Annotated in this window: 18 protein-coding genes; 2 read left to right on the top strand and 16 right to left on the bottom strand. The window is 65.3% G+C overall.

What is annotated here, in order from left to right; genetic code table 11:
- Positions 1–42: 42 nt before the first annotated feature.
- Together gltX and gltA are read left to right on the top strand one after the other, a co-directional pair.
- Positions 43–1,479: a glutamate--tRNA ligase gene (gltX, locus tag G3A50_RS19715; RefSeq protein WP_163076823.1), complete on the top strand. Its 1,437-nt coding sequence runs from the start codon at positions 43–45 to the stop codon at positions 1,477–1,479.
- 239 nt (positions 1,480–1,718) lie between these two features.
- Complete coding sequence (gltA, locus tag G3A50_RS19710; RefSeq protein ID WP_163076822.1) at positions 1,719–3,029, top strand: citrate synthase; 1,311 nt, start codon at positions 1,719–1,721, stop codon at positions 3,027–3,029.
- A 98-nt stretch (positions 3,030–3,127) separates the two neighbouring features.
- On the opposite strand, the gene lpxB is transcribed toward gltA, so the two are convergent.
- The 16 genes from lpxB to G3A50_RS19630 all read right to left on the bottom strand — a co-directional run bounded on the left by lpxB (position 3,128) and on the right by G3A50_RS19630 (position 22,185).
- A complete protein-coding gene (lpxB, locus tag G3A50_RS19705; RefSeq protein WP_246251906.1) occupies positions 3,128–4,309 on the bottom strand; it encodes a lipid-A-disaccharide synthase in 1,182 nt (393 codons plus the stop codon).
- Entirely contained in the window at positions 4,306–5,199 is an 894-nt protein-coding gene (locus G3A50_RS19700; RefSeq protein WP_163076821.1) for an LpxI family protein, read from the bottom strand. Before G3A50_RS19700 ends, lpxB begins: the two co-directional genes overlap by 4 nt.
- Positions 5,174–6,001, bottom strand: coding sequence for an acyl-ACP--UDP-N-acetylglucosamine O-acyltransferase (lpxA, locus tag G3A50_RS19695; protein ID WP_170308653.1), 828 nt, complete (start codon positions 5,999–6,001; stop codon positions 5,174–5,176). The genes G3A50_RS19700 and lpxA overlap by 26 nt, the downstream gene beginning before the upstream one ends.
- A 12-nt stretch (positions 6,002–6,013) precedes the next feature.
- A complete protein-coding gene (gene fabZ, locus G3A50_RS19690; protein ID WP_163076820.1) occupies positions 6,014–6,487 on the bottom strand; it encodes a 3-hydroxyacyl-ACP dehydratase FabZ in 474 nt (157 codons plus the stop codon).
- Positions 6,484–7,557 carry a UDP-3-O-(3-hydroxymyristoyl)glucosamine N-acyltransferase gene (gene lpxD, locus G3A50_RS19685; RefSeq protein ID WP_163076819.1) on the bottom strand — a complete coding sequence of 358 codons (1,074 nt, stop codon included), beginning with the start codon at positions 7,555–7,557 and terminating at the stop codon, positions 6,484–6,486. Before lpxD ends, fabZ begins: the two co-directional genes overlap by 4 nt.
- 89 nt (positions 7,558–7,646) lie before the next feature.
- Complete coding sequence (gene bamA, locus G3A50_RS19680; RefSeq protein ID WP_163076818.1) at positions 7,647–10,046, bottom strand: outer membrane protein assembly factor BamA; 2,400 nt, start codon at positions 10,044–10,046, stop codon at positions 7,647–7,649.
- 220 nt (positions 10,047–10,266) lie between these two features.
- The gene (gene rseP, locus G3A50_RS19675) at positions 10,267–11,409 is read right to left on the bottom strand and encodes an RIP metalloprotease RseP (protein WP_163076817.1); all 1,143 of its coding nucleotides are present in this window, start codon (positions 11,407–11,409) and stop codon (positions 10,267–10,269) included.
- Between the two features lie 117 nt (positions 11,410–11,526).
- Positions 11,527–12,354 (bottom strand): phosphatidate cytidylyltransferase, encoded by an 828-nt coding sequence (locus G3A50_RS19670; protein ID WP_163076816.1) that lies wholly within the window; start codon positions 12,352–12,354, stop codon positions 11,527–11,529.
- Positions 12,354–13,127, bottom strand: a complete 774-nt coding sequence (locus G3A50_RS19665) for an isoprenyl transferase (protein WP_163077877.1) — start codon at positions 13,125–13,127, stop codon at positions 12,354–12,356. Before G3A50_RS19665 ends, G3A50_RS19670 begins: the two co-directional genes overlap by 1 nt.
- A 38-nt stretch (positions 13,128–13,165) precedes the next feature.
- Entirely contained in the window at positions 13,166–13,729 is a 564-nt protein-coding gene (gene frr, locus G3A50_RS19660) for a ribosome recycling factor (RefSeq protein WP_163076815.1), read from the bottom strand.
- Between the two features lie 110 nt (positions 13,730–13,839).
- Positions 13,840–14,574 carry a UMP kinase gene (pyrH, locus tag G3A50_RS19655; protein ID WP_163076814.1) on the bottom strand — a complete coding sequence of 245 codons (735 nt, stop codon included), beginning with the start codon at positions 14,572–14,574 and terminating at the stop codon, positions 13,840–13,842.
- 95 nt (positions 14,575–14,669) lie between these two features.
- Positions 14,670–15,593, bottom strand: coding sequence for a translation elongation factor Ts (gene tsf / locus G3A50_RS19650; RefSeq protein WP_163076813.1), 924 nt, complete (start codon positions 15,591–15,593; stop codon positions 14,670–14,672).
- 120 nt (positions 15,594–15,713) lie between these two features.
- Positions 15,714–16,712, bottom strand: coding sequence for a 30S ribosomal protein S2 (locus G3A50_RS19645; protein ID WP_163076812.1), 999 nt, complete (start codon positions 16,710–16,712; stop codon positions 15,714–15,716).
- A gap of 348 nt (positions 16,713–17,060) precedes the next feature.
- On the bottom strand, positions 17,061–20,495 hold the full coding sequence (gene dnaE / locus G3A50_RS19640) for a DNA polymerase III subunit alpha (RefSeq protein ID WP_163076811.1): 3,435 nt from the start codon (positions 20,493–20,495) through the stop codon (positions 17,061–17,063).
- A gap of 310 nt (positions 20,496–20,805) precedes the next feature.
- Positions 20,806–21,285, bottom strand: coding sequence for a hypothetical protein (locus G3A50_RS19635; RefSeq protein WP_163076810.1), 480 nt, complete (start codon positions 21,283–21,285; stop codon positions 20,806–20,808).
- A gap of 219 nt (positions 21,286–21,504) precedes the next feature.
- A complete protein-coding gene (locus tag G3A50_RS19630) occupies positions 21,505–22,185 on the bottom strand; it encodes an ABC transporter ATP-binding protein (protein WP_163076809.1) in 681 nt (226 codons plus the stop codon).
- Positions 22,186–22,189 lie beyond the last annotated feature (4 nt).

Genomic DNA, 22,189 nt, shown 5'->3' with positions numbered 1-22,189 from the left:
GCCGACACCCGTCGTCGATCACCGCCGCGCGAGACGAGAGAAATGTCCGAGAAAATCGTCACCCGCTTCGCCCCCTCGCCCACCGGCTTCCTGCATATTGGCGGCGCGCGCACCGCGCTGTTCAACTGGCTCTATGCCCGGGCCAAGGGCGGCAAGATGCTGCTGCGCATCGAGGACACCGATCGGCAGCGCTCCACGCCCGAAGCCATCGAAGCGATTATCGACGGCCTGAAATGGCTCGGGATCGACTGGTCGGGTGAGGTCATCTACCAGTTCGCCCGCGCCGCCCGCCATCGCGAGGCTGTGGAGCAGATGCTGGCAGCGGGGCATGCCTACCCTTGCTACGCGACCGCCGCCGAGCTTGAGGAGATGCGCGAGACCGCCCGCCGCGAGGGCCGCGCGCCGCGCTATGACGGGCGCTGGCGCGACCGCGACCCATCCGAGGCACCGGCCGGTGCCAAGCCGGCGATCCGGCTCAGGGCCCCGAACGAGGGCGAGACCGTGATCGAGGACCTGGTTCAGGGGCGCGTCGTGTTCCAGAACAAGGAACTCGACGATCTGGTCCTGCTGCGCTCGGACGGCAACCCCACCTATATGCTCTCGGTCGTGGTCGACGACCACGACATGGGCGTGACCAACATCATCCGCGGCGACGACCACCTGACCAATGCCGCGCGCCAGACGCAGATCTACCGCGCGCTGGGATGGGATGTGCCGACCATGGCCCATATCCCGCTCATCCACGGGCCGGACGGGGCCAAGCTCTCCAAGCGCCACGGCGCGCTCGGCGTCGACGCCTATCGCGCCATGGGCTACCTGCCGGCCGCCCTGCGCAACTATCTGGTCCGCCTTGGCTGGAGCCATGGCGATCAGGAGATCTTCTCCACCGAGGAAATGAGCCAGCTGTTCGACCTCGACAAGGTCGGCCGTTCGGCGGCGCGGTTCGACTTCGCCAAGCTGGAGAGCATCAACGGCCTCTATATGCGCTCCACGCCGGACGCCGAGCTGATGGACGCGATCGACCAGTTGCTGCCCAACCTGCCGAACGGCGCCGAGATCGCCGGTGCGCTCGATTCCACCCGGCGCGCGCAGATGCTGGCGGCCATGCCGGGCCTGAAGGAGCGCGCCAAGACGCTGGTCGAGCTCATCGACAGCGCCGCCTATATCTGGAAGTCGCGCCCGTTCCAGCTGGAGGACAAGGCCGCGGCCCTGCTCACCGATGACGCCCGGCGCCTGCTCGCCGACGCCTCTGCCGGACTTGCGGCCGTCGACGAGTGGACCGCCGCCGGCACCGAGGCGGCTGTGCGCAAGGTGGCCGAGGCGCGCGGCGTGAAGCTGGGCGCCATCGCACAGCCCCTGCGCGCCGCCATGACCGGACGAACCACCTCGCCCGGAATCTTCGATGTGCTGGAAGTGCTCGGCAAGGACGAGTCGCTGGCACGAATCAGCGACCAGACAGGCGTGATCGCCGACGCCTGAGCGTGGCGCCCCTCCTGCAGGTGCGAATGGTGCAAAGCGGCGGCACAGATGGTGTCGCCGCACCACAGCCCGCGATTTACGCTGCGCTTGCGAGCACGATCCGAAACCGTTACGACTTCCCTTGCCAAGTTGCGATGAAGCACGCCCCCCTCGCTTCCACCGCTTCAGGCCGAGAGGTCCGGCGCGGCACCCGCAAGACGCGCACCGTCATCGGTTCCAGATTTTCAGGGAGATCCCGCATGGACGCCATCAACGGCACTTCGGCGAATGCCGCGACTCTGACCGTAGGTGATAAGAGCTGGGATCTGCCCATCCTCAAGGGGACGGTCGGTCCCGATGTCGTCGACATCGGCAAGCTCTATGGCCAGACCGGCATGTTCACCTACGATCCCGGCTTCACCTCGACCGCGAGCTGTGAAAGCCAGATCACCTATATCGACGGCGACGCCGGCGTCCTGCTCTATCGCGGCTATCCCATCGAACAGCTCGCCGAAAACGGCGACTTTCTCGAAACCTGCTATCTCCTGCTTTACGGCGAGCTGCCGACTGCCGCGCAGAAGGCCGATTTCGACTACCGCGTCACGCGCCACACCATGGTGCACGAGCAGATGAGCCGGTTCTTCCACGGCTTCCGTCGCGACGCGCACCCGATGGCGGTGCTGGTGGCTTCGGTGGGCGCTCTTTCGGCATTCTATCACGACAGCACGGACATCTCGGACCCGCAGCAGCGGATGATCGCCTCGGTACGGATGATCGCCAAGCTCCCGACGCTGGCGGCCATGGCCTACAAATACAATGTCGGCCAGCCCTTCGTGTACCCGCAGAACGACCTCGACTACGCCTCGAACTTCCTGCGCATGTGCTTCTCGGTTCCCTGCGAGGAGTACAAGGTCAATCCGGTGCTCTCGCGCGCCATCGACCGCATCTTCATTCTGCACGCCGATCACGAACAGAACGCCTCGACCTCGACGGTGCGCCTTGCCGGCTCGTCCGGCGCAAACCCCTTCGCCTGCATCGCCGCCGGCATTGCGTGCCTGTGGGGGCCGGCCCATGGCGGCGCCAACGAGGCCGCGCTGAAGATGCTCGGCGAGATCGGCTCGGTCGACCGGATTCCCGAATTCATCAACCGCGCCAAGGACAAGAACGATCCCTTCCGCCTGATGGGCTTCGGACACCGCGTCTACAAGAACTATGATCCGCGCGCCAAGATCATGCAGAAGACCTGCCACGAAGTGCTCGGCGAGCTCGGCATCAAGGACGACCCGCTGCTCGATATCGCGGTCGAGCTGGAGCGTATCGCGCTGCAGGACGAGTATTTCGTCGACCGCAAGCTCTATCCGAACATCGACTTCTATTCGGGCATCACGCTGCGCGCGCTCGGCTTCCCGACCTCCATGTTCACCGTGCTGTTCGCCCTCGCCCGCACCGTGGGCTGGATCGGCCAGTGGAAGGAAATGATCGAGGATCCGGGCCAGCGCATCGGCCGCCCTCGCCAGCTCTATACCGGCGCCACCTCGCGCGACTACGTGCCGATCGCCCGCCGCAAGTGAGCCGAGGCCGGCGCGCCACGCCGCAAAGGCGACCACGCGCCGGCAACCGCCGCTGAGTGATATGAAAGCCCTGCCCTCCCGACGGACGGCAGGGCTTTTCAATTCTGGGTAGAGGCCAGTGTTTCCAGCACGGCACGCGCCGCGCGCCGGCTTGGCGGGTCACCGCCCAGCCCCATGATCGCGTCAAGCCGCGCGAGGGCCGCGAGCTGGGTTTCGCGCTCCGGCCCACCTTCCGCCAGCCGCGTGAGCGCAGCCGCCATCACCGGCGGATCGATGTGCCATTGCAGGAATTCGGGCACGACATTCTCGCCGAGGATGAGATTCGGCAGGATCGCGGTCGTGACTTTGAGAATATATGGCGCGATCCAGCCCTCCAGCCGCGGCACGCGGTACGCCGCGACGGTGGGAATGCCGGAAAGCGCCAGCTCCAGCGTGACCGTGCCGGACGCGGCCAACGCGACGCGGGCGGTGCGGAACGCCGCGCGCTTTTCCTCCTCGTCGGTGATGACACGCGGCGCGAGCGACCAGTTCTCGATCATTTCCTCGACCTGGGCGAGCCGGCGCGGCAGGGTCGGGAGCACGAATTCCGCCGTCGGCAAGGTGCGATGCACCAGCGCCAGGACCTCGCCGAAGGTCTTGCCCAGCCGGGCCAGTTCCGCCCGCCGGCTGCCCGGCAGCACAAGAACCAGCGGCGGCCCGGCCCGCCGGCGCTCGGCTTCGTCGCCTTGCGGGCGAAGCCTGTCCAACTCGCCAAGCAGGGGGTGGCCGACATAGGTGGTGGGCGGCCCGCCAAGATCGTGCATTACCTTTGGCTCGAACGGCAGAAGAGCCAGCACCTGATCAACATGAGGCGCCATCGCCCGCGCCCGGCCGGAACGCCAGACCCACACGGTGGGTGCGACATATTTGACGATCGGCAGATCCGGCAGGCGGGCGCGTACCTTGCGTGCGACGCGATGGGTGAAATCCGGTGCGTCGATCAGGACCAGGATGTCGGGCGGGCGCGCGACGATCGCTTCCACCACCTCACTCATACGGCGCAGGATCCGCGGCAGACCGCCAATGACCTGCGCGAATCCCATGGCGGTGATGTCCTCCATCGGGAACAGCGGCAAAAGCCCCTCGCCCTGCATCCGCGCGCCGCCGACGCCGCGAAAACGGGCCTCAGGCCTCAGGGCCTTCAGCTCCGCCATCAGGCCACCACCGAGGGTATCACCGGATTCCTCGCCGGCGATGAGGAAGACATCGAGCGAGGAAGCGGATATACAGTCCCCGCTCACCGCCCACTCTCCACGCCAGCGGAGGGGTCGACGCCATAGACGAACACGCCCGCCGCGTCGGCGGCCCGGATCAACGCTTCGGACTCAGCTGCTATGACGCCGCCCGCCTCCAGGGCGATACCCGCGAGCCCGGCGCGCGCGACGCCCTCGACGGTGCGAACACCGAGCGAAGGCAGATCAAGGCGGCGATCCTGCCCGACCTTTGGCCTCTTGATCAGCACGCCGCAGCGCGCAGGCATCTTGATCCGGCCATTCGCACGAAGCTCTGCAATACGAGCGAGCATCAGGTCGGTGCCTTCCGCCGCCTCCATCGCCACGACATGCTTGTTCATGACCACAAGGCCCTGACCGATATCCAGTGGACCGGTGACATCCAGCACCCGGCAGCCAAGTGCGATGTCTTCCAGCTCCTCCACACTTGGCCCGATTCGTCCCAGCTGGCCGGCGGGCAGCAGGATCTCCGGCGCCACGTCATGGGCGCCCACAAGCCGGAATCCCGCTTCCTCGAAAAAACGCGCCAGACTCGTGAGCAGATGGTCGTCGCCCCCGCGCAGCATGCGGAACGCGGCCGGCAACAGCCAGAACGTCGTCCAGTCCAGACGAATATCGCGCACGCGGGGACGCAGCACATTGCCGATCATCACCACCTCGCGGCAGCCCCGACGGCGCATCTCGGCCGTGAGATGCCCAAACCGGCCGATGTGGATCCACACATGCGGCCAGGCCTCGACCTCCGGCCCGGCAAAGCCGCGAATCGGAAACAGCACCACCTCGCGCCCCGCCCGGCGCGCGGATTCCGCCACAGCCAGCGGAAAGGCGCCGCCGCCGCAGATGATGGCGAGGGGTGCGCCGGAGGCCACGGCCTCAGGCGGCTTCGGGCTCAACCGCATTATCCGCATCGGGCGGCACGGTGAGGCGTCGCTTGCCCGCCGTGCGGACAAAATCGACGATCAGCATCACATTGGGGTCTTCGGGGAAGAGCCCGGCCACACGCTCGGCCCGCTCGCTCAGTGCCCCCGAGCCATAGAACAGCTCGCGATAGGCGACACGCAGGTCGCGGATCTGCTGACGCGTCGCGCCGCGCCGCTGCAGTCCGCGATAGTTGAGCGCGCGCAGACCCCGATGCCCTTCCATCAACAGGCCGAAGGGAATGACGTCGAAATGCACGCCGCACATGCCGCCAATCATGCAGTTGTCGCCAATGCGCACGAACTGGTGGACGGCGGCGAGCCCTCCGAAGAACACGTTGTCGCCCACAGTGACATGGCCACCCAGCGTGGCATTGTTGGCGAACACCGCCTTCTCGCCGATAATGCAGTCGTGGGCGATATGGCAGCCCACCATGAACAGGCCGCCATCACCGACGCGCGTCTCCATGTGCCCGCCGGCCGTGCCGGTGTTCATCGTCACATGCTCGCGGATGATGCAATCACGCCCGATCACCAGTCGGCTCGGCTCGCCCTTGTAGTGAAACGACTGCGGCGGAAACCCGAGCGAGGCGAAGGGATAGACCGAGCTTCCGGCACCGATCGTGGTGTGGCCGGCCACGGCGACATGGGAGATGAGCTTGACGCCCTCCTCCAGCACCACATTCGGCCCGATGGTGCAGAACGGTCCGACCTCGACCCCGTCGGCAAGCTGGGCGCCATCCTCGACGCGCGCGGTGGGATCGACCTTCGCGGAACTGCTCATTATGTTGCGTGCCTATCTCTGAGCTTCTTTGGCGATCATGGCGCCCACCTCGGCCTCGGCGACGAGCTGGCCGTCCACCTTCGCCTCTCCTCGGAACCACCACATGTTCCGCCGCTTCGTCATCTGGGTCATGTGATATTCCAGAACGTCGCCGGGCACGACGGGCTTGCGGAACTTCGCCTTGTCGACGGTCATGAAATAGACCAGCGAGGGCCGTCCGTCGCTCGCGCTGTTCAGCAGGCAGATCGTGCCCGCTGTCTGCGCCATGCCTTCGAGAATGAGCACGCCCGGCATCACCGGATTGTCCGGGAAGTGCCCCTGGAAGTGCGGCTCGTTGGCGGAAACGTTCTTGATACCGATCGCGCGCTGCTCACCCTCGATGCCGACGATCTTGTCTACCATCAGAAAGGGATAGCGATGCGGCAACGCCGCAAGGATTCGCAGAATATCGGCTGAACCGAGATTGATGTCGGCCTGAAGGTTCATTCCCTCTCCCGTGCCTCCTCGCGTCCGCCCCTTGGCATCTCGCCGCGCCCGAGGCGCTGCAGAGCCATGACCTCGCGAAACCATTCGCGCATTGGCCGGGCGGGCGAACCACCCCATTCAACGCCCGGTGGGACGTCATCCTTCACATTGCTGGTCGCGGCAATGCGCGCACCGTCGCCGATGCGGACATGGCCAATGACGCCGACCTGGCCTCCCAACACGACGAAATCGCCCAGCGTCGCACTGCCCGCGATTCCCGTCTGGGACACGACAATGCAGTGCCGGCCAATGACCACGTTGTGCGCGATCTGAACCAGATTGTCGATCTTGCTGCCTTCGCCAATAACCGTGTCGCGCAGGCCTCCACGGTCGATCGCAGTGCCGGCACCGATCTCGACGTCGTCCTGGAGAATCACGCGGCGGATCTGCGGGACCTTGGCGTGCCCCTTTGCGCTGCCGAGATAGCCGAAGCCGTCCTGCCCGATGCGCGCGCCCGGATGTATGATGACGCGATCGCCCACCAGCGCGTGCAGCAGGCTGGCGCCCGCGCCGATGGAGCAATTGCGCCCGATGCGCACGCCCGGGCCCACAACGGCGCCAGCCCCGATCACAGTACCCGAACCGATCTCCGCCTCCGGACCGACGACCGCGCCGGGATCCACCGTGACGTCCGTCTCCAGCCGGGCGAGCGGATGAACCATGGCCCCCGCGGTGACGCCCGGCTGACCGAACACCGAACCCGGGCGCAAGGCGCCCGCATAGAGATGGTGCGCTAGCGTGACGAAGCCGGCATAGGGCTTGGGCACGATGATGGCGACGGTACCCGTTGGCACGAAGCTGGCGAAACGCGCGGACACAAGGCAGGCGCCGGCGCGGCAGCGCTGGAGTTCCGGCACGTGGCGGGTGCCATCCATAAAGGCGAGATCGGCGGGCCCGGCCTCTTCCAGCGTCGCCAGGCCAGCAATGCGGCGCTCGCTATCGCTGCCCTCGGCCAGCGTACCGCCGACGAGCGCGGCGATGTCGCGGACAGACAGCGGCGTCGGCGCCGTATGAAAGACCGGATCGTTCATGCCTGAAGGGTCGCTGACCTGTTGCTCAAACGAACCGGCGGCCCGGATGGTCCGGACCGCCGCGCGTTGCCGTACTGGCTCAGTCTATATCAGAAGCGCGTGCCGCCGCTGAAGCGGAAAGCCTGCGTCTGGTCGTAGTCTTCCTTGGTCAGCGCCCAGGCGTAGTCGAAGCGCAGCGGACCGAAAGGCGACTTCCAGATCAGGCTGACACCGACCGAGGACCGCACCAGATCGCTGTCGGCCACGCAGACATTGTTCATGCCCTTCGTGGTCGAGCCCTGGATCGCGCTACAGTCGGTCAGGTTGTCCTGCCAGTCCGGGATATTCTGGAACGTGGTGTTGCCCTGGTAATCCCACAGCGAGCCGGCATCCGCGAACACCGCCATCTTCAGCCCCAGCTCCTTCGGCAGGAAGGAGAGCGGGAACTGCAGTTCCGCCGTCGTACCCCAGTAGAGCGTACCACCCAGCGCATCGGGATCCGAACCATCGACGCCGGACGCAAGGTCGCGCGGGCCAATGCCGTTCGGCTCGAAGCCGCGCACGATGTCCGGCCCCTTGAAGAAGTTGTCCAGGATGCGCAGATCCTCGCCGCCCCAGGAGGCAACGTTACCCGCCTGGCCACGCAGCATCAGCACGAAGTCGCCATAGACCGGCAGGTACCAGCGCGAGTCGAAGGTCGACTTGATGTAGTTCACGTCGCCGCCGAGGCCGGCGAAATCCTGCTTCAGTTCGAGCAGGTAACCGCTCGTCGGCTCAAGATTGTTGTCGAGCATGTTGTAGCTCAACGTATAGCCGACCAGTGAGGTGAGCGCCGGATCGTTGTTCACCTCGAGCAGCGCCCAGGAGATGTTGTTGTAGTACTCGTCCTCTTCCGTGATCGAGATTTCCTTGGTCGACAGCGTGTAGCGCAGGCCCAGTGTCAACTCATCGGTCAGCGGCAGCGAGACGCGCAGCGTGCCACCCGCGGTCGAGGTCTCATACGGGCTGTACGAGGTGGCCGTGGTGTTCTTCCAGAACAGGTCGAAACCGGCCGCGACGCGGTAGTCCAGGAAATAGGGCTCCGTGAAGCTGAAGTCCGCACCCTCGATATTCTCGCCGAGCTGGCCCGCCAGACGCACATACTGGCCACGGCCGAGGAAGTTCTTCTCCGAGATCGACACTTCGCCGATGAAGCCGTCCGTCGTGGAGTAACCACCCGAGACCGAGAACTCGCCCGTGGGCTGATCCTCAACCTGCACGACCAGGATCACACGGTCGGGCGCGGTGCCCGGCTCGTTGGTGATCTTCACGTCCTTGAAGTAGCCAAGGTTGCGCAGCCGACGCTCGGCGCGATCGATCAGCACACGGTTATAGGCGTCGCCCTCGGCAAGGTCGAACTCGCGCCGGATAACCCAGTCGCGGGTGCGGGTGTTGCCGCGGATCTCGATGCGCTCGATGTAGACGCGCGGCCCCTCTTCGACCGCGAAGACGAGATTGACCTTGCGGGTCTGAACATCGCGGTCGCCGCGGGGACGGACCTGGGCGAAGGCGTAGCCGCTCTTCGACACCTCGATGGTCGCGTTCTCGACCGACTTCTCGACCAGTTCGGCATTGTAGACCTGACCGGGGCTGACGCGCAGGGCCGAGCGGATACGGTTCGCGTCGACATCCTTGATGCCGGAGACGACATCGACCGTGCCCACGCGGTACTGCGGGCCCTCGTCGAGAACGTAGGTCAGGATGAAGCCGTCCTTGGCGCGATCGAGGTCGGCGGTCACCGACACGATGCGGAAATCGGCATAGCCGTTGCGCAGATAGAACCGGCGCAGCAATTCCTGGTCGTTGTTGATACGGTCGACGTCATAGACGTCGGTGTTCTTGATCCACGACAGCCAGTTGCTCTCGGTCGTGGTAATCTCGTCTTCCAGCTTGTAGGCGGAATACGCCTTGTTGCCGACGAAACGGATCGCCGCGACGCCAAGCTTGTCGCCCTCGGTGATCTCGAAGACGAGGTCCACGCGACCCTGGCCGCGATCGATGGTCTTGGGAACCACGCGCACGTCATAGCGGCCCGAGCGGCGATACAGCTCGATGATGCGCTGGGTGTCGGCCTGAACCGTGGTCTTCGAGAAGGGAGAGCGCGCCTTCGACTGAACTTCGCTGGCGAGCTGGTCGTCCTTGATCTTGCGGTTGCCTTCAAAGGCAACGCGATTGATCACCTCGTTCTCCTGCACGGAGACCACGAGACGACCGCCACGATGCGTGATCGTGACATCGGAAAACAGGCCGGTCGCATAGAGCGACTTGAGGGCTTCGTCGATCTTCGCCGGGGTCAGCGACTGACCGGGCTGAGTCGCGAAATAGGAGCGGATCGTATCCGCGTCCACGCGACGATTGCCTTCGACAATGATCGAACTCGAACTCTGAGCGATTGCGGCGACGGGCGCCACGACACTTCCGGCAACACCGGCAACAGCCATCAGTGCAACCACACCGGCGACCGACGCCATCTTACTCACAAACCGGACACATGCAGCCATCTGGTGCGCAACCTTACCGTTGTTCTCACATCGTGGCCGCAAGCGCGCGCAGGCCGCCACAATTCTTCACCTTGCGTCCCGCTTGTACAGGCTTTTAGGGGGCCTGCAAACCAAGCCAGACTTTTACAGACACCTACAGACACCTTTTCCAAACGGCGTGGCGCGGGCGCCACGCCGTTTTAAGAACGGCTCAAGATTTTGATATATTGAGGATATCGTTCCAGGTCGCAAAAAGCATCAACATCAACACCAGCGCCAGCCCGATGCGGAACCCGACCTCCTGCGCGCGGTCGCTGAGCGGCCGTCCGCGCAACGCTTCGATGGCGTAGAAGAGCAGATGCCCACCGTCGAGCAAGGGTACCGGGAAGAGGTTAAGAAGACCGATCGACACAGAAAGCACCGCGGCAAGCTGAAGCAGCGCGGCAATGCCGAATGTCGCGACCTGCCCCGAAACCTGGGCGATTCGGATCGGCCCACCCAGCTGGTCGGCAGATTCGCGCCCCGTCACCACGCCTCCAAGATAGCTGAAGGTGCGATCCACGATGAACCAGACCTCGTGAGTCGCCATGCTCACGGCCTTCACCGGGCCGTAGGTCTCGGTCTTCACCGCGCCGCCGGTGGCGCGCGAGATGCCAAGCACGCCCAGACGGTGGACATTGCCGAAGCTGTCGGTGATCTCACGCCGATCCGGCGTCGCGGTCAGGTTCACATGCTCGCCCCCGCGATCGACCACGATTCGCAGGGGCTGTTCGGCGCTGGCGCTGACGATGCGCTGCATGTCGCCGAAGGTCTCGATCGGCGTGCCGTCGATCGACAGGATGATGTCCTGCGGCTGGAAGCCGGCCCGTTCCGCCGCACTCCCCTCCTGCACCGTGTCGACCTGCGGGGTCATCACCGGACGACCGACGGTCATGAACAGCACGGAGAAGATGACGATGGCGAGAATGAAATTCGCGATCGGCCCGGCCGCGACGATAGCGGCGCGCGCACCGACCGACTTGTGGAAGAAGCTGACGCGGCGATCCGCCTCGCTCATCTGCTCCAGATTCGCGCGGTCCGGGGTGCTGGCCGCGTTGTCGTCGCCGAGGAACTTGACGTAGCCCCCCAGCGGAATCGCGGAGACCTTCCAGCGCGTGCCGTGCCTGTCATTGAAGCCGAAGAGTTCCGGCCCGAAGCCGAGAGAAAACGCCACCACTTTCACGCCCGCGCGGCGCGCCACCCAGAAGTGTCCCAGTTCGTGGAAAAACACCACGATGGTGAGCACGAACAGAAACGGAATGACGTAGCCGAGAAGCCAGCTCGCAGTACCGCCCATCGAGGCGAGAATTTCCATAGTGAGGTTCCCAAAGTCGGCGCCGAATGATCCGCGCTAAACCCTTAGGGGTGGTTTAAGGCGAACTTGGGCAAAAGTCCTGAGCAATTGACCGGGAGTGCCGGCCCGATTGCCGCATCACCAGAGCAGCAGCCCCTGCGCCGGCGCGGCGGGATTGCGCAGCATGCCAATAAGCAGCGCCAGCGCCGCCGCCGCGATAAGTCCGTCCAGGCGGTCCATCAGCCCGCCATGGCCGGGAATGAGCGCGCTAGAATCCTTCACGCCGAAGCGACGCTTCATGGAAGATTCGAACAGATCACCTCCCTGGCTCGCAATGCTGGCGATGCACGCGACGGGCGCGGCGAGGAGAGCGCTGTCGATGCCGAACAGAAACACGACCAGCATTCCCGCACAGGTGCCGAACGCCGTGCCCCCGATCGCCCCGGACCATGTCTTGTTGGGGCTGACCCGCGGCCAGAGCTTCGGGCCGCCGAGAAGCCGGCCGCAGAAATAGGCCGCGATATCGGTGCTCCACACCACGGCCAGCAGCCAGACCAGGCTCGCGAGCCCGAGAGTGGCATCGTCTCTCAATATTTCCACGGGAAGCGCCATCGCCGCGGCATAGAGCACGCCGAAGGGCGACCAGAGCCGCTGCTGCCGGTGGCCCCGCCCCATGAGCGCGCACGCGATCATGGTGACCATCACGATCGCCAGAGCTGTCGCGGGGGGGCGGACATGGAGAATCAGCAGCGCGGCGACCAGCCCCAGCCCGCCAGCTCCGACCAGCGCCCACTTCGGACGCACGCCGACCATGCTGACCCATTCCCAGAGCACAAGGATCGCCGCGACGCCGACCAGGATCTCGAACGGCCATTCCCCCAGTATCGCGGCGACGATGACAACCGGACCCAGCACAAGGGCGGACATTAGACGCGGCAGAAAATCGGCACCCAGACGTACCGACATCAAAGCTCCGTCTGGCAGATGCCACCAAAACGGCGGTCGCGCCTCGCATACTCACTCAGCGCCTGTTCCAGGCTGCTGCGATCGAAATCCGGCCAAAGCACCGGCAGGAAGACCAGCTCAGCATAGGCGGCCTGCCACAGCAGGAAATTCGACAGGCGCTGCTCGCCGCTGGTGCGGATCATGAGGTCGAGCGGGGGGAGATCTGCCGTATCCAGCGCACCGGCGACGTGCTCTTCGGAAATCGCGTCAGCGTCCAGCCGTCCCGCCGCGACTTCCGCAGCAAGCTTGCGCGTGGCGCGGAGCATTTCGTTGCGCGCGCCGTAATTGAACGCCACCGTCAGCTTGAGGCCGGAATTGTCCCGGGTCAGCCCTTCGGCTTCTTCGAGCAGGGACTGCATCTCGACATCCGAGGGATGCCGCTCGCCGATGACGCGCACACGTATATTGTGCTCGTGCAGCTTCTTGAGATCGGAGCGGATGAAGCGCTTCATCAGCGACATCAGCTCACTGATCTCGGCGGCAGGCCGGGTCCAGTTCTCGCTCGAGAAGCTGTAGATCGTGACCGCCTCGATTCCGAGCTCTCGCGCCGCCGCAACCGTGCGACGCACGGCCTCGACGCCCCGGCGGTGGCCCTCGACGCGCGGAAGCCCATGGGCTTTGGCCCATCGGCCATTCCCATCCATGATGATGGCGACATGGCGGGGGCCCGCATTTCCCGCCGTCGTCACTGTCTCGGACTCTGTCGAGGCGCCCCTTCGCACCCCTAGCTTCATAATATTCACAGAGGCCCCCCTCTAGGAGCTTGGAGCACCTAGACGGCCAGGATTTCCTTTTCCTTGGCCGCCAGCACCTGGTCGACCTCAGCAATGGACTGGTCCGTCGCTTTCTGGACCTGATCAGCCATGCGGTCGAGGTCGTCGGAGCTCATCTCGCCGTCTTTTTCCGCCTTCTTCAGCGTGTCCAGCCCGTCGCGTCGAACATGGCGAACCGAAACACGCGCAGCCTCGGCATATTTGTGGGCGACCTTCACCAGTTCCTGGCGACGGTCCTGCGTGAGTTCAGGGATCCGGACCCGAAGCACCTGCCCCTCGGTCTGCGGATTGAGGCCAAGGTTGGAATCACGGATCGCCTTCTCAACCGCCGACACCATACCGCGATCCCACACCTGCACCGAAAGCAGGCGAGGTTCGGGCACGTTGACCGAAGCGACCTGATTCAGCGGCATGTGGCTGCCATAAGCGTTGACCTGGATCGGCTCAAGCAGGCTCGCGGAAGCACGCCCGGTGCGCAAGCCCGAAAGCTCCTGTTTCAGCACGCCGATGGCGCCCTGCATGCGGCGTTTGATGTCAGCGATATCGATCGGCTCAGAGCTCATGGCAAACCTCGTCTCATAATGCTTCCGGCGCGGCAAGCGCGTCGGTCATTCGGGCCGGGCCCGTGTCGGGTTGCGGTTATATCGAATGTCTTACCGCCTGAGGCAAGCGGTTAAGGCGCAACCGTCGTGGCGCGCCCCTGTCCCCGAACCGCGGCGGCGATGGCGCCCGGTTCGCGGATCGAGAACACGACAATCGGCAATCGCGCTTCGCGGGCAAGTGCGAATGCCGCAGCATCCATGACCTTGAGGTCCTTGGCCAGAGCCTCGTCGTGGCTAAGCCGATCATAGCGGGTGGCCGATGGATCGAGCTTGGGATCTGCGGTGTACACGCCATCCACATTGGTGGCCTTCATCACCGCATTGCATTCAAGTTCGGCCGCCCGCAGCACCGCGCCGGTATCGGTCGTGAAATAGGGATTTCCCGTGCCGCCGGCGAGAAGAACGATGCGTCCGCGGGACAGGTGGCGCGCCGCGGTCTGGCGGGCATAGGGTTCGCAGATCGTCGGCATGGGAATCGCCGAAAGCGTTCGTGCCGGGCTTCCGGCGTGTTCGACCGCCTTCTCCAGCGCCAGCGCGTTCATGACGGTGGCAAGCATGCCCATGTGGTCGGCAGTGGCCCGATCCAGCCCCTCGCCCGCAACACTCGCACCACGAAGAATATTGCCGCCGCCGACAACCACGGCGATCTCGGCACCCGAGTCCTTCGCCTCGACCAGATCGCGGGCGATGCGCTCGATGGTCGGCCAGTGGAGGCCAAACGCCTCGCTTCCCATCAACGCCTCCCCGGAAACCTTCACCAACACTCGCCCATAGGCAGGACTGTTTGGCTCCGACGGAGTCGACATGGGGCACCTCAAACTTGGCACAAATCTATTCGTGCTCAGTAACGCACGCCGGGCAACCTGTCGGCTCCCGGCGTGATCTTATCAACCGTCGGAGATCACGCGCCGGCAGCGGCGGCGACCTCGGCGGCGAAATCGCTCTCCTGCTTCTCAACGCCTTCGCCAAGCGCGAAGCGAATGAAGCCGACGATGCGCACCGGCGCGCCGACCTTGCCCTCGCTCTCCTTCACCGCCTGGGCGACGGTCTTGGAAGAGTCGTGGATGAAGGACTGCTCGACCAGCGTGACTTCCTTATAGAAGGTCTTGAGGCCGCTCTCGACGATCTTCTCGACGACGTTGTCCGGCTTGCCGGAGGCCTTGGCCTTCTCGGCCAGAACGCCACGCTCGCGGGCGACGATCTCGGAATCGATCGCGGACGCATCAAGCGCCTGCGGGTTCGCCGCAGCGACATGCATGGCGATCTGGCGACCAAGGGCCGCGAGCTCATCCTGCTTGCCGGTCGATTCCAGCGCGACCAGCACGCCGATCTTGCCGAGACCCTCGCCCACCGAGCCGTGAACATAGGAGCCGATCACGCCAGAGGTGACGGAGAGCTTGCCGGCACGGCGCAGGTTCATGTGCTCGCCGATGGTGGCGACCGCCGTGTTGATCGCATCCGCAACGGTACCGCCCGAGGGATACGCCGCCGACTTGATCGCCTCGACATCGCCGGACGAGCCGAGCGCAACGGTAGAGATGTCGCGGACCAGCTGCTGGAACTGTTCGTTGCGCGCAACGAAGTCGGTCTCCGAGTTCACCTCGACGACAACGCCTTCGGTGCCCGAGATGGCCAGACCGATCAGTCCTTCGGCGGCGACGCGGCCAGCCTTCTTGGCAGCCTTGCTGAGGCCCTTCTTGCGCAGCCAGTCGACGGCGGCTTCGATGTCGCCCTCGACTTCGGTGAGCGCGGCCTTGCAGTCCATCATGCCAGCGCCGGTCTTCTCGCGCAGTTCCTTCACCATGCCCGCGGTGATGTTGGCCATATTCAATTCCTCACACAATCTCATGTGTCATTCGACGACACGGCCGGCCGGAGGGTTCCGGGCCGGCCGCGCGATGTAATGCTTGGCGTCGCTATGTGACGCCGTCGCGAAAACGAAGGCTCACTCGACTTCGGCGGTGAGGCCCTTCGCCTGAGCAACCCAGCCGTCGACGCGGCCCGGCAGACCGACTTCCTCGCCGAGGCGGTGCGCATCCGCCTGGTCGAGACCCGCGATCTGCGAATAGTGGAAGAAGCCGAGATCGGTGAGCTTCTTCTCGATTTCCGGCGAAACGCCCGTCAGCTTCTTCAGGTCGTCGGCGATGCCGCGCGGACCCGAGAGAGGCTCGAAGGTCGACCAGATGGTCTCGACCGGCAGGTCCTCGACCATCGGCACTTCGGCGGCGCCGACATCGATGCCGACATCGCCCTGGGCGCGGCCGATGCCGTCGATCGCAGCGCGGGCGATGAGGTCGCAATAAAGGTTGATGGCGCGGCCGGCGTCGTCATTGCCCGGCACCGGGAAAGCAATTCCATCGGGATCGCAGTTGGTGTCGAGGATGGCGGCGACCGGGATTCCGAGGCGGCGGGCCTCGGCGACGGCCAGATCTTCCTTGTTCGTATCGATGACGAACAGCAGGTCCGGGATGCCGCCCATGTCGCGAATGCCGCCGAGAGCGCGATCAAGCTTCTCCTTCTCGCGCTGCAGCGTCAGGCGCTCCTTCTTGGTGTAGCCGACGCCTTCGCCGGCATTCAGGAGTTCCTCGAGCTTCTTCAGGCGCGCGATGGAGTGCGAAATGGTCTTCCAGTTGGTCAGCATGCCGCCGAGCCAGCGGGAATTGACGTAATACTGGGCCGAACGCTTGGCGGCATCCGCCACTGCGTCCGCGGCCTGACGCTTGGTGCCGACGAACAGCACGCGGCCGCCACGGGCGACGGTGTCCGACACCGCCTGCAGGGCGCGATGCAGCGCCGGCACGGTCTGGGCCAGATCGATGATGTGGATGTTGTTGCGGGTGCCGAAGATGAAGGGGGCCATCTTCGGGTTCCAGCGGTGGGACTGATGCCCAAAGTGCACGCCAGCTTCAAGGAGCTGACGCATGGAATAATCAGGAAGCGCCATGGTCGTTACTCGTCCGGTTAGGCCTCCGCGGACATGGCCGTGCCGAGGGATTTCGGCTTACGGCACCGGAACGGCCTGAGAGCACCCTCATCGAGCCACGCAAATGCGTGCAGTCACGTCAAAGGGTACTCAGCCGCGAGTCCGCGTGCGGAATGGCGCGGCATATACGCGAGCCAGCCCTCGCGCGCAAGCTGTCGATCGCCAACGCCCCGTTTCCCCTCCCAGATTACCCCCTCGCCGTGTCCCAAACCGCCGCCGAGTGAAACAGGCGCGGCTTCAGGCGCCGACGCGCCTATACCCGACGAAGGCAGGCACAACGGGATCGCGTGTAAGGCTTCCGGGATCCGCCTAATGCGCCTCGACCGCGACGACGCCCGGCACCGCCTTGATGGCGCCGGCGATCTGCGGCGACAGGTTGAAACGGCCCGGCAGCTTCACCTCGACCTCCGTCGCCCCGCGCTCGCCCAGCAGCAGCACGAAAGCAACCTCGCCGTCCCCTCGCCCGCCCGCGAGCGAGCCGAGCCGTGCGGCAACACTGTCCAGCGGATCGGACGAGCGCAGGAATATGCGCATGCCTTTCTGCATGCGGGCCGTCGCCGCGTCGAGCGGCTCTGCGGTCTGGATTCGGGCCCGCACGTCTTCTCCCTGAAGCTCGGCGGACACCTGCAGCAGCAGCGCCTTCCCCGGTTCCAGCAGTTCGCGGTACTGCGCCAGCGCCTCGGAGAAGAGAATTGCCTCGAACTGGCCGGACGGATCGGAGAGCCCGATGATGCCCATCTTGCTGCCGCTCTTGGTGCGCCGTTCCTGCCGGCTCACCACCGTCGCGGCCAGACGCCCGGCAATCGAACCTGCCCGCACCGACCGCGTGAAATCGGTCCAGCGCTGCACCCGGAGCTTGTCGAGCGCCTTGGCGTAATCGTCGAGCGGATGGCCGGTAAGGAAGAAGCCGATGGCGTCGTATTCCTTCTGTAGCCGGTCCGCCGGCAGCCAGGGCGCAGCCGCCGGAATCGGCAACTCGGCCGCCTGCGCCGGACCGCCGAACAGGTTCACCTGCCCCGAAGCGGCTTCCGCGCCCACGGACGCGGCATGTGCCAGCACGGTGTCGACGGCCGCCGCCGCGCGGGCCCGGTTCGGCTCCAGCGCGTCGAAGGCACCCGCATTCACAAGGCTCTCCATGGTCCTCTTGTTCAACGCCTTGGCGTTGATGCGCGAGGCGAAATCCGAAAGGCTGGTGAAGGGCTTGTCACCGCGCGCCTCGACGATGGCGTCGACCGCGTGCCCACCCACGCCCTTGATCGCGGCGAGCGCATAAAGAATGCGCCCGTCCTTCACCGCGAATTCGCGGCCGGAATGATTGACGGAGGGCGGAAGCACCTCGATGCCCAGCCTTTGCGCCTCCTGGCGGAATTCCGCCAGCTTGTCGGTGTTGCCCATGTCGAGCGTCATCGAGGCGGCGAGGAACTCGGTGCAGTAGTTCGCCTTCATATAGGCGGTCTGGTAGGCGACCAGCGCATAGGCGGCAGCGTGGCTCTTGTTGAAGCCGTAGTCGGCGAACTTCGCCAGCAGATCGAAGATCTCCGACGCCTTCGCCTTCGGCACGCCGCGCTCCACCGCGCCATCGACGAAGCGCTCGCGCTGCTTGTCCATCTCGGCGCGGATCTTCTTGCCCATGGCGCGACGCAGCAGGTCCGCTTCGCCCAGCGAATAGCCGGACAGCGTCTGCGCGATCTGCATCACCTGTTCCTGGTAGATGATGACGCCGTAGGTTTCCTTCAGGCTGGCTTCGAGCGCGGGGTGAACATAGACCGCCTGCTCCTGGCCGTTCTTGACCGCGCAGTAGACCGGAATGTTCGCCATCGGGCCCGGACGATAGAGCGCCACGAGGGCGATGATGTCCTCCAGCCGGTCGGGCTTCATGTCGACCAGCGCGCGCCGCATGCCCGCGCTTTCAACCTGGAACACGCCCACCGTCTCACCACGCGTGAGCATGGCGTAGCTTGTCTTGTCGTCGAGCGGGATGGTCGACAGATCGAGCTCGACGCCCCGTTGCGCGACGAGGCGCACGGCGGTCTGCAGCACGGTGAGCGTCTTCAGGCCCAGGAAGTCGAACTTCACCAGCCCCGCCTGCTCGATCCACTTCATGTTGTACTGCGTCACCGGCATGTCGGAGCGCGGATCGCGGTACAGCGGCACGAGCTGCGACAATGGCCGGTCGCCGATCACAATGCCGGCGGCGTGGGTGGACGCGTGCCGGTTCAGCCCTTCGAGCCGGGTCGCGATGTCGAATGCCCGCTTCACCACGGGATTGGCGTCGCGTTCGGCCTGAAGGCGGGGCTCACCCTCGATGGCCTGCGTCAGCGTCACCGGACTGGCCGGGTTCTGCGGCACCAGCTTGCACAGCTTGTCGACCTGGCCGTAGGGCATTTCCAGCACGCGGCCGACGTCGCGCAGCACGCCGCGCGCCTGAAGCGTACCGAAGGTGATGATCTGCGCGACCTGGTCCCGCCCGTAGCGCTGCTGCACGTAGCGGATCACCTCGTCCCGACGCTCCTGGCAGAAGTCGATATCGAAGTCCGGCATCGACACGCGCTCGGGGTTCAGGAAGCGCTCGAACAGCAAGCCGAAGCGTAGCGGATCAAGGTCGGTGATGGTCAGCGAATAGGCGACGAGCGAGCCGGCGCCCGAACCACGGCCCGGCCCCACGGGGATCCCCTGCGCCTTCGCCCATTTGATAAAGTCAGACACGATAAGGAAATAGCCCGGAAACTTCATCTTCTCGATGATGCCAAGCTCAAAGGCCAGACGGTCCGTATAGTCCTTTTCGCTCAGGCCCGGCGCCGGGCCATGCACGGCGAGACGCTGTCGCAGCCCCTCCTCGGCCTGCACCCTCAGCTCCTCGGCTTCATCGCGCTCCATGGTGAAGCGCGGCAGGATCGGCTTGACGGTCCGCGGCCGGTAGGCACAGCGGCGCGCGATTTCGACGGTATTTGCCAGCGCCTCGGGCAGATCCGCGAACAGCGCCATCATCTCGGCGCGGGTGCGGAAACGGTGCTGCGGCGAGAGCTGGCGGCGATCCGGGTCGGCGACGATGCGGCCTTCCGCGATGCAGATCAGCGCGTCATGAGCCTCGTAGTCGGCCTCCGCCGCGAAGAACGGCTCGTTCGCGGCCACCAGCGGCAGGTCCAGACGATAGGCCAGCTCGATCAGCGCGCCTTCGACGCGGCGCTCTTCCGCCACGTCGTGACGCTGCACCTCGACATAAAGACGGTCGCCGAACAGCTCCTTGAGCGCGGTCAGCCGTTGCTCGGCGTGATCCGGGCTCCCCGCCACAAGGGCGCGGTCAATGGGACCGCTGGGACCGCCAGTGAGGGCGATGAGGCCACCGGTGAGCCCCTCAAGCCATTCCATCTTGATCAGCGGCGCGCCGTCCGCCGCGGTGTCGAGAAATGAGCGCGACACCAGCGCCATCAGATTGCCCCATCCCTCCTCGGAGGCGGCGAGCAGCACGATGCGCGGGCGCTGCGCGCTGGCGGGACCGCGCGGCTGGGAACCCGGGAAGTCGATCGCCAGCGCACATCCCAGAATCGGCTGTATGCCCGCCCCTGCCAGTTTCTCGGAAAATTCGAGGGCCCCGAAGAGATTTCCGGTATCGGTGAGCGCGATCGCGGGCTGGCGGTCCTTCTTGGCGAGGTCGGCCAGCTTGCCGATGGTGAGCGCGCCCTCCAGCAGCGAGAAGGAGGAATGGACGTGCAGGTGCACGAATCCGACATCTGACGTCGCCATGACTTCCTCCCCGAATCGTAAAATCGAATGGTGGGCTCCCCGGCGGGCGGCGTCCACCAACAGGGGGTACTCGTCCCCGCTGTCCTCAGATCCCGGTGAGGACGCCGGCCCATAGTCCGATCATGGCGACGAACAGCCCGACCGAGGCGAGCGTGGCGACTTCCTGAAGAAAGATACGGATCATGTCGACCTCCATGGAACATATGGAGAACATTATCCTCGCAATCCCCAGAATCAAACCACGTTCTTCTTTCGTTCCCGCTTATGGTTTACGATGCGGAAACGAATGCGATGCATTTCGCACCGAACCTTAAGAGGTCCGCAGGCTTGGGGGCCAGATGAGATCGAGCTTGAGCTGCAAGGTGTTCGACCGTGTGCCGCGCACCACGATGGCGTCGCATCGGGCCGGACGCCCTTTCAACACGGCCTCGAACACGCTGATTTCATCGGGCGCGATCTGGCCGACCGGCGCGCCCTCGACGCAGACCCGTATCGCCTTCGTCTCACCGCTCCCGTCCCGTTCCGGGAGCAGCTCGGCGATGCATTCCTGGCCGGAAGACGGGGGGCTGTGTCCCGCGACGCGAGCCAGCAGGGGCTGGTGCTCGCCAGTACCCGTGACGCCGTACTCGAAGCTGCCATCTCCCTTCAGCGCCAGGCGCGCTTTCGGCGGGACATAGCGCTGACCGGTCCAGCGCAGCAGGATGATGATGGCAACAGCGGCGACGACGCCCAAGGTGAGCAGCGTCATCGGTTTGAACGCACCCAGATAGTGCGACAGATACTCCGGCATAACCCCCGACTCCACACCCGCCAATGGCACGTTAGGTTAGGTCAAATGTCACCGCAACCGTCGGCGCCCGTGCGTGTGGGGCATCGCAGAGCACGGATCAAGGCAAGGGCCGCCCATCAGTGAAAAGACACCTGGCGAGAGGAGCGGCACGACGACAAAGGCGCGCGTGAAGACTTGCGTGAAGACTTCCAAGAACGCGTGCGCGACGGCCGCCGAAGCTCATCCCAGCTCGACGACCATCCCGTCCTGCAACGTCACGCGGCGATGCATCCGGTCGGCCAGTTCGAGATTGTGCGTGGCGATCACCGCGGCGAGGCCGGTCGCCTCCACCAGCTGCGACAGGGCATGGAACACATGATCGGCCGTGGTGGGGTCGAGATTGCCGGTAGGCTCATCCGCCAGCAGCACGCGCGGCGCGTTGGCGACGGCGCGGGCGATGGCGACGCGCTGCTGTTCGCCGCCGGAAAGCTCCGCCGGGCGATGCTCCAGGCGCTTGCCGAGGCCGAGATACCCCAGAAGGTCCGAGGCGCGCGTACGTGCCTCGCGGCGGGAGAGCCCCCGTATCATCTGCGGCAGCATGACGTTCTCCAGCGCGGAGAACTCGGGCAGGAGGTGATGGAACTGGTAGACGAAGCCAACATCGTTGCGCCGGATCCGGGTACGCGCCGCGTCGGCGAGCCCCGAGGTCCCGGCACCGCCGATATAGACCTCGCCCTTATCCTGATGCTCCATCAGCCCGGCGATGTGCAGCAGCGTGGACTTGCCCGTTCCCGAGGGGGCGACCAGCGCGACCGACTGGCCTTCCAGTACCGATAAATTGGCGCCACGCAGGATGTGCAGCTGGCCTTCGCCCTGCGTGTAGCTGCGCTCGATCCCTTCGAGCTGAAGTGCGACGGCCATTCCA

Source organism: Ancylobacter pratisalsi, assembly GCF_010669125.1.
Taxonomy (GTDB): Bacteria; Pseudomonadota; Alphaproteobacteria; order Rhizobiales; family Xanthobacteraceae; genus Ancylobacter; species Ancylobacter pratisalsi.
Note: the sequence above shows the minus strand (reverse complement) of the source record. Positions and strands in the feature narration are given on the sequence as shown.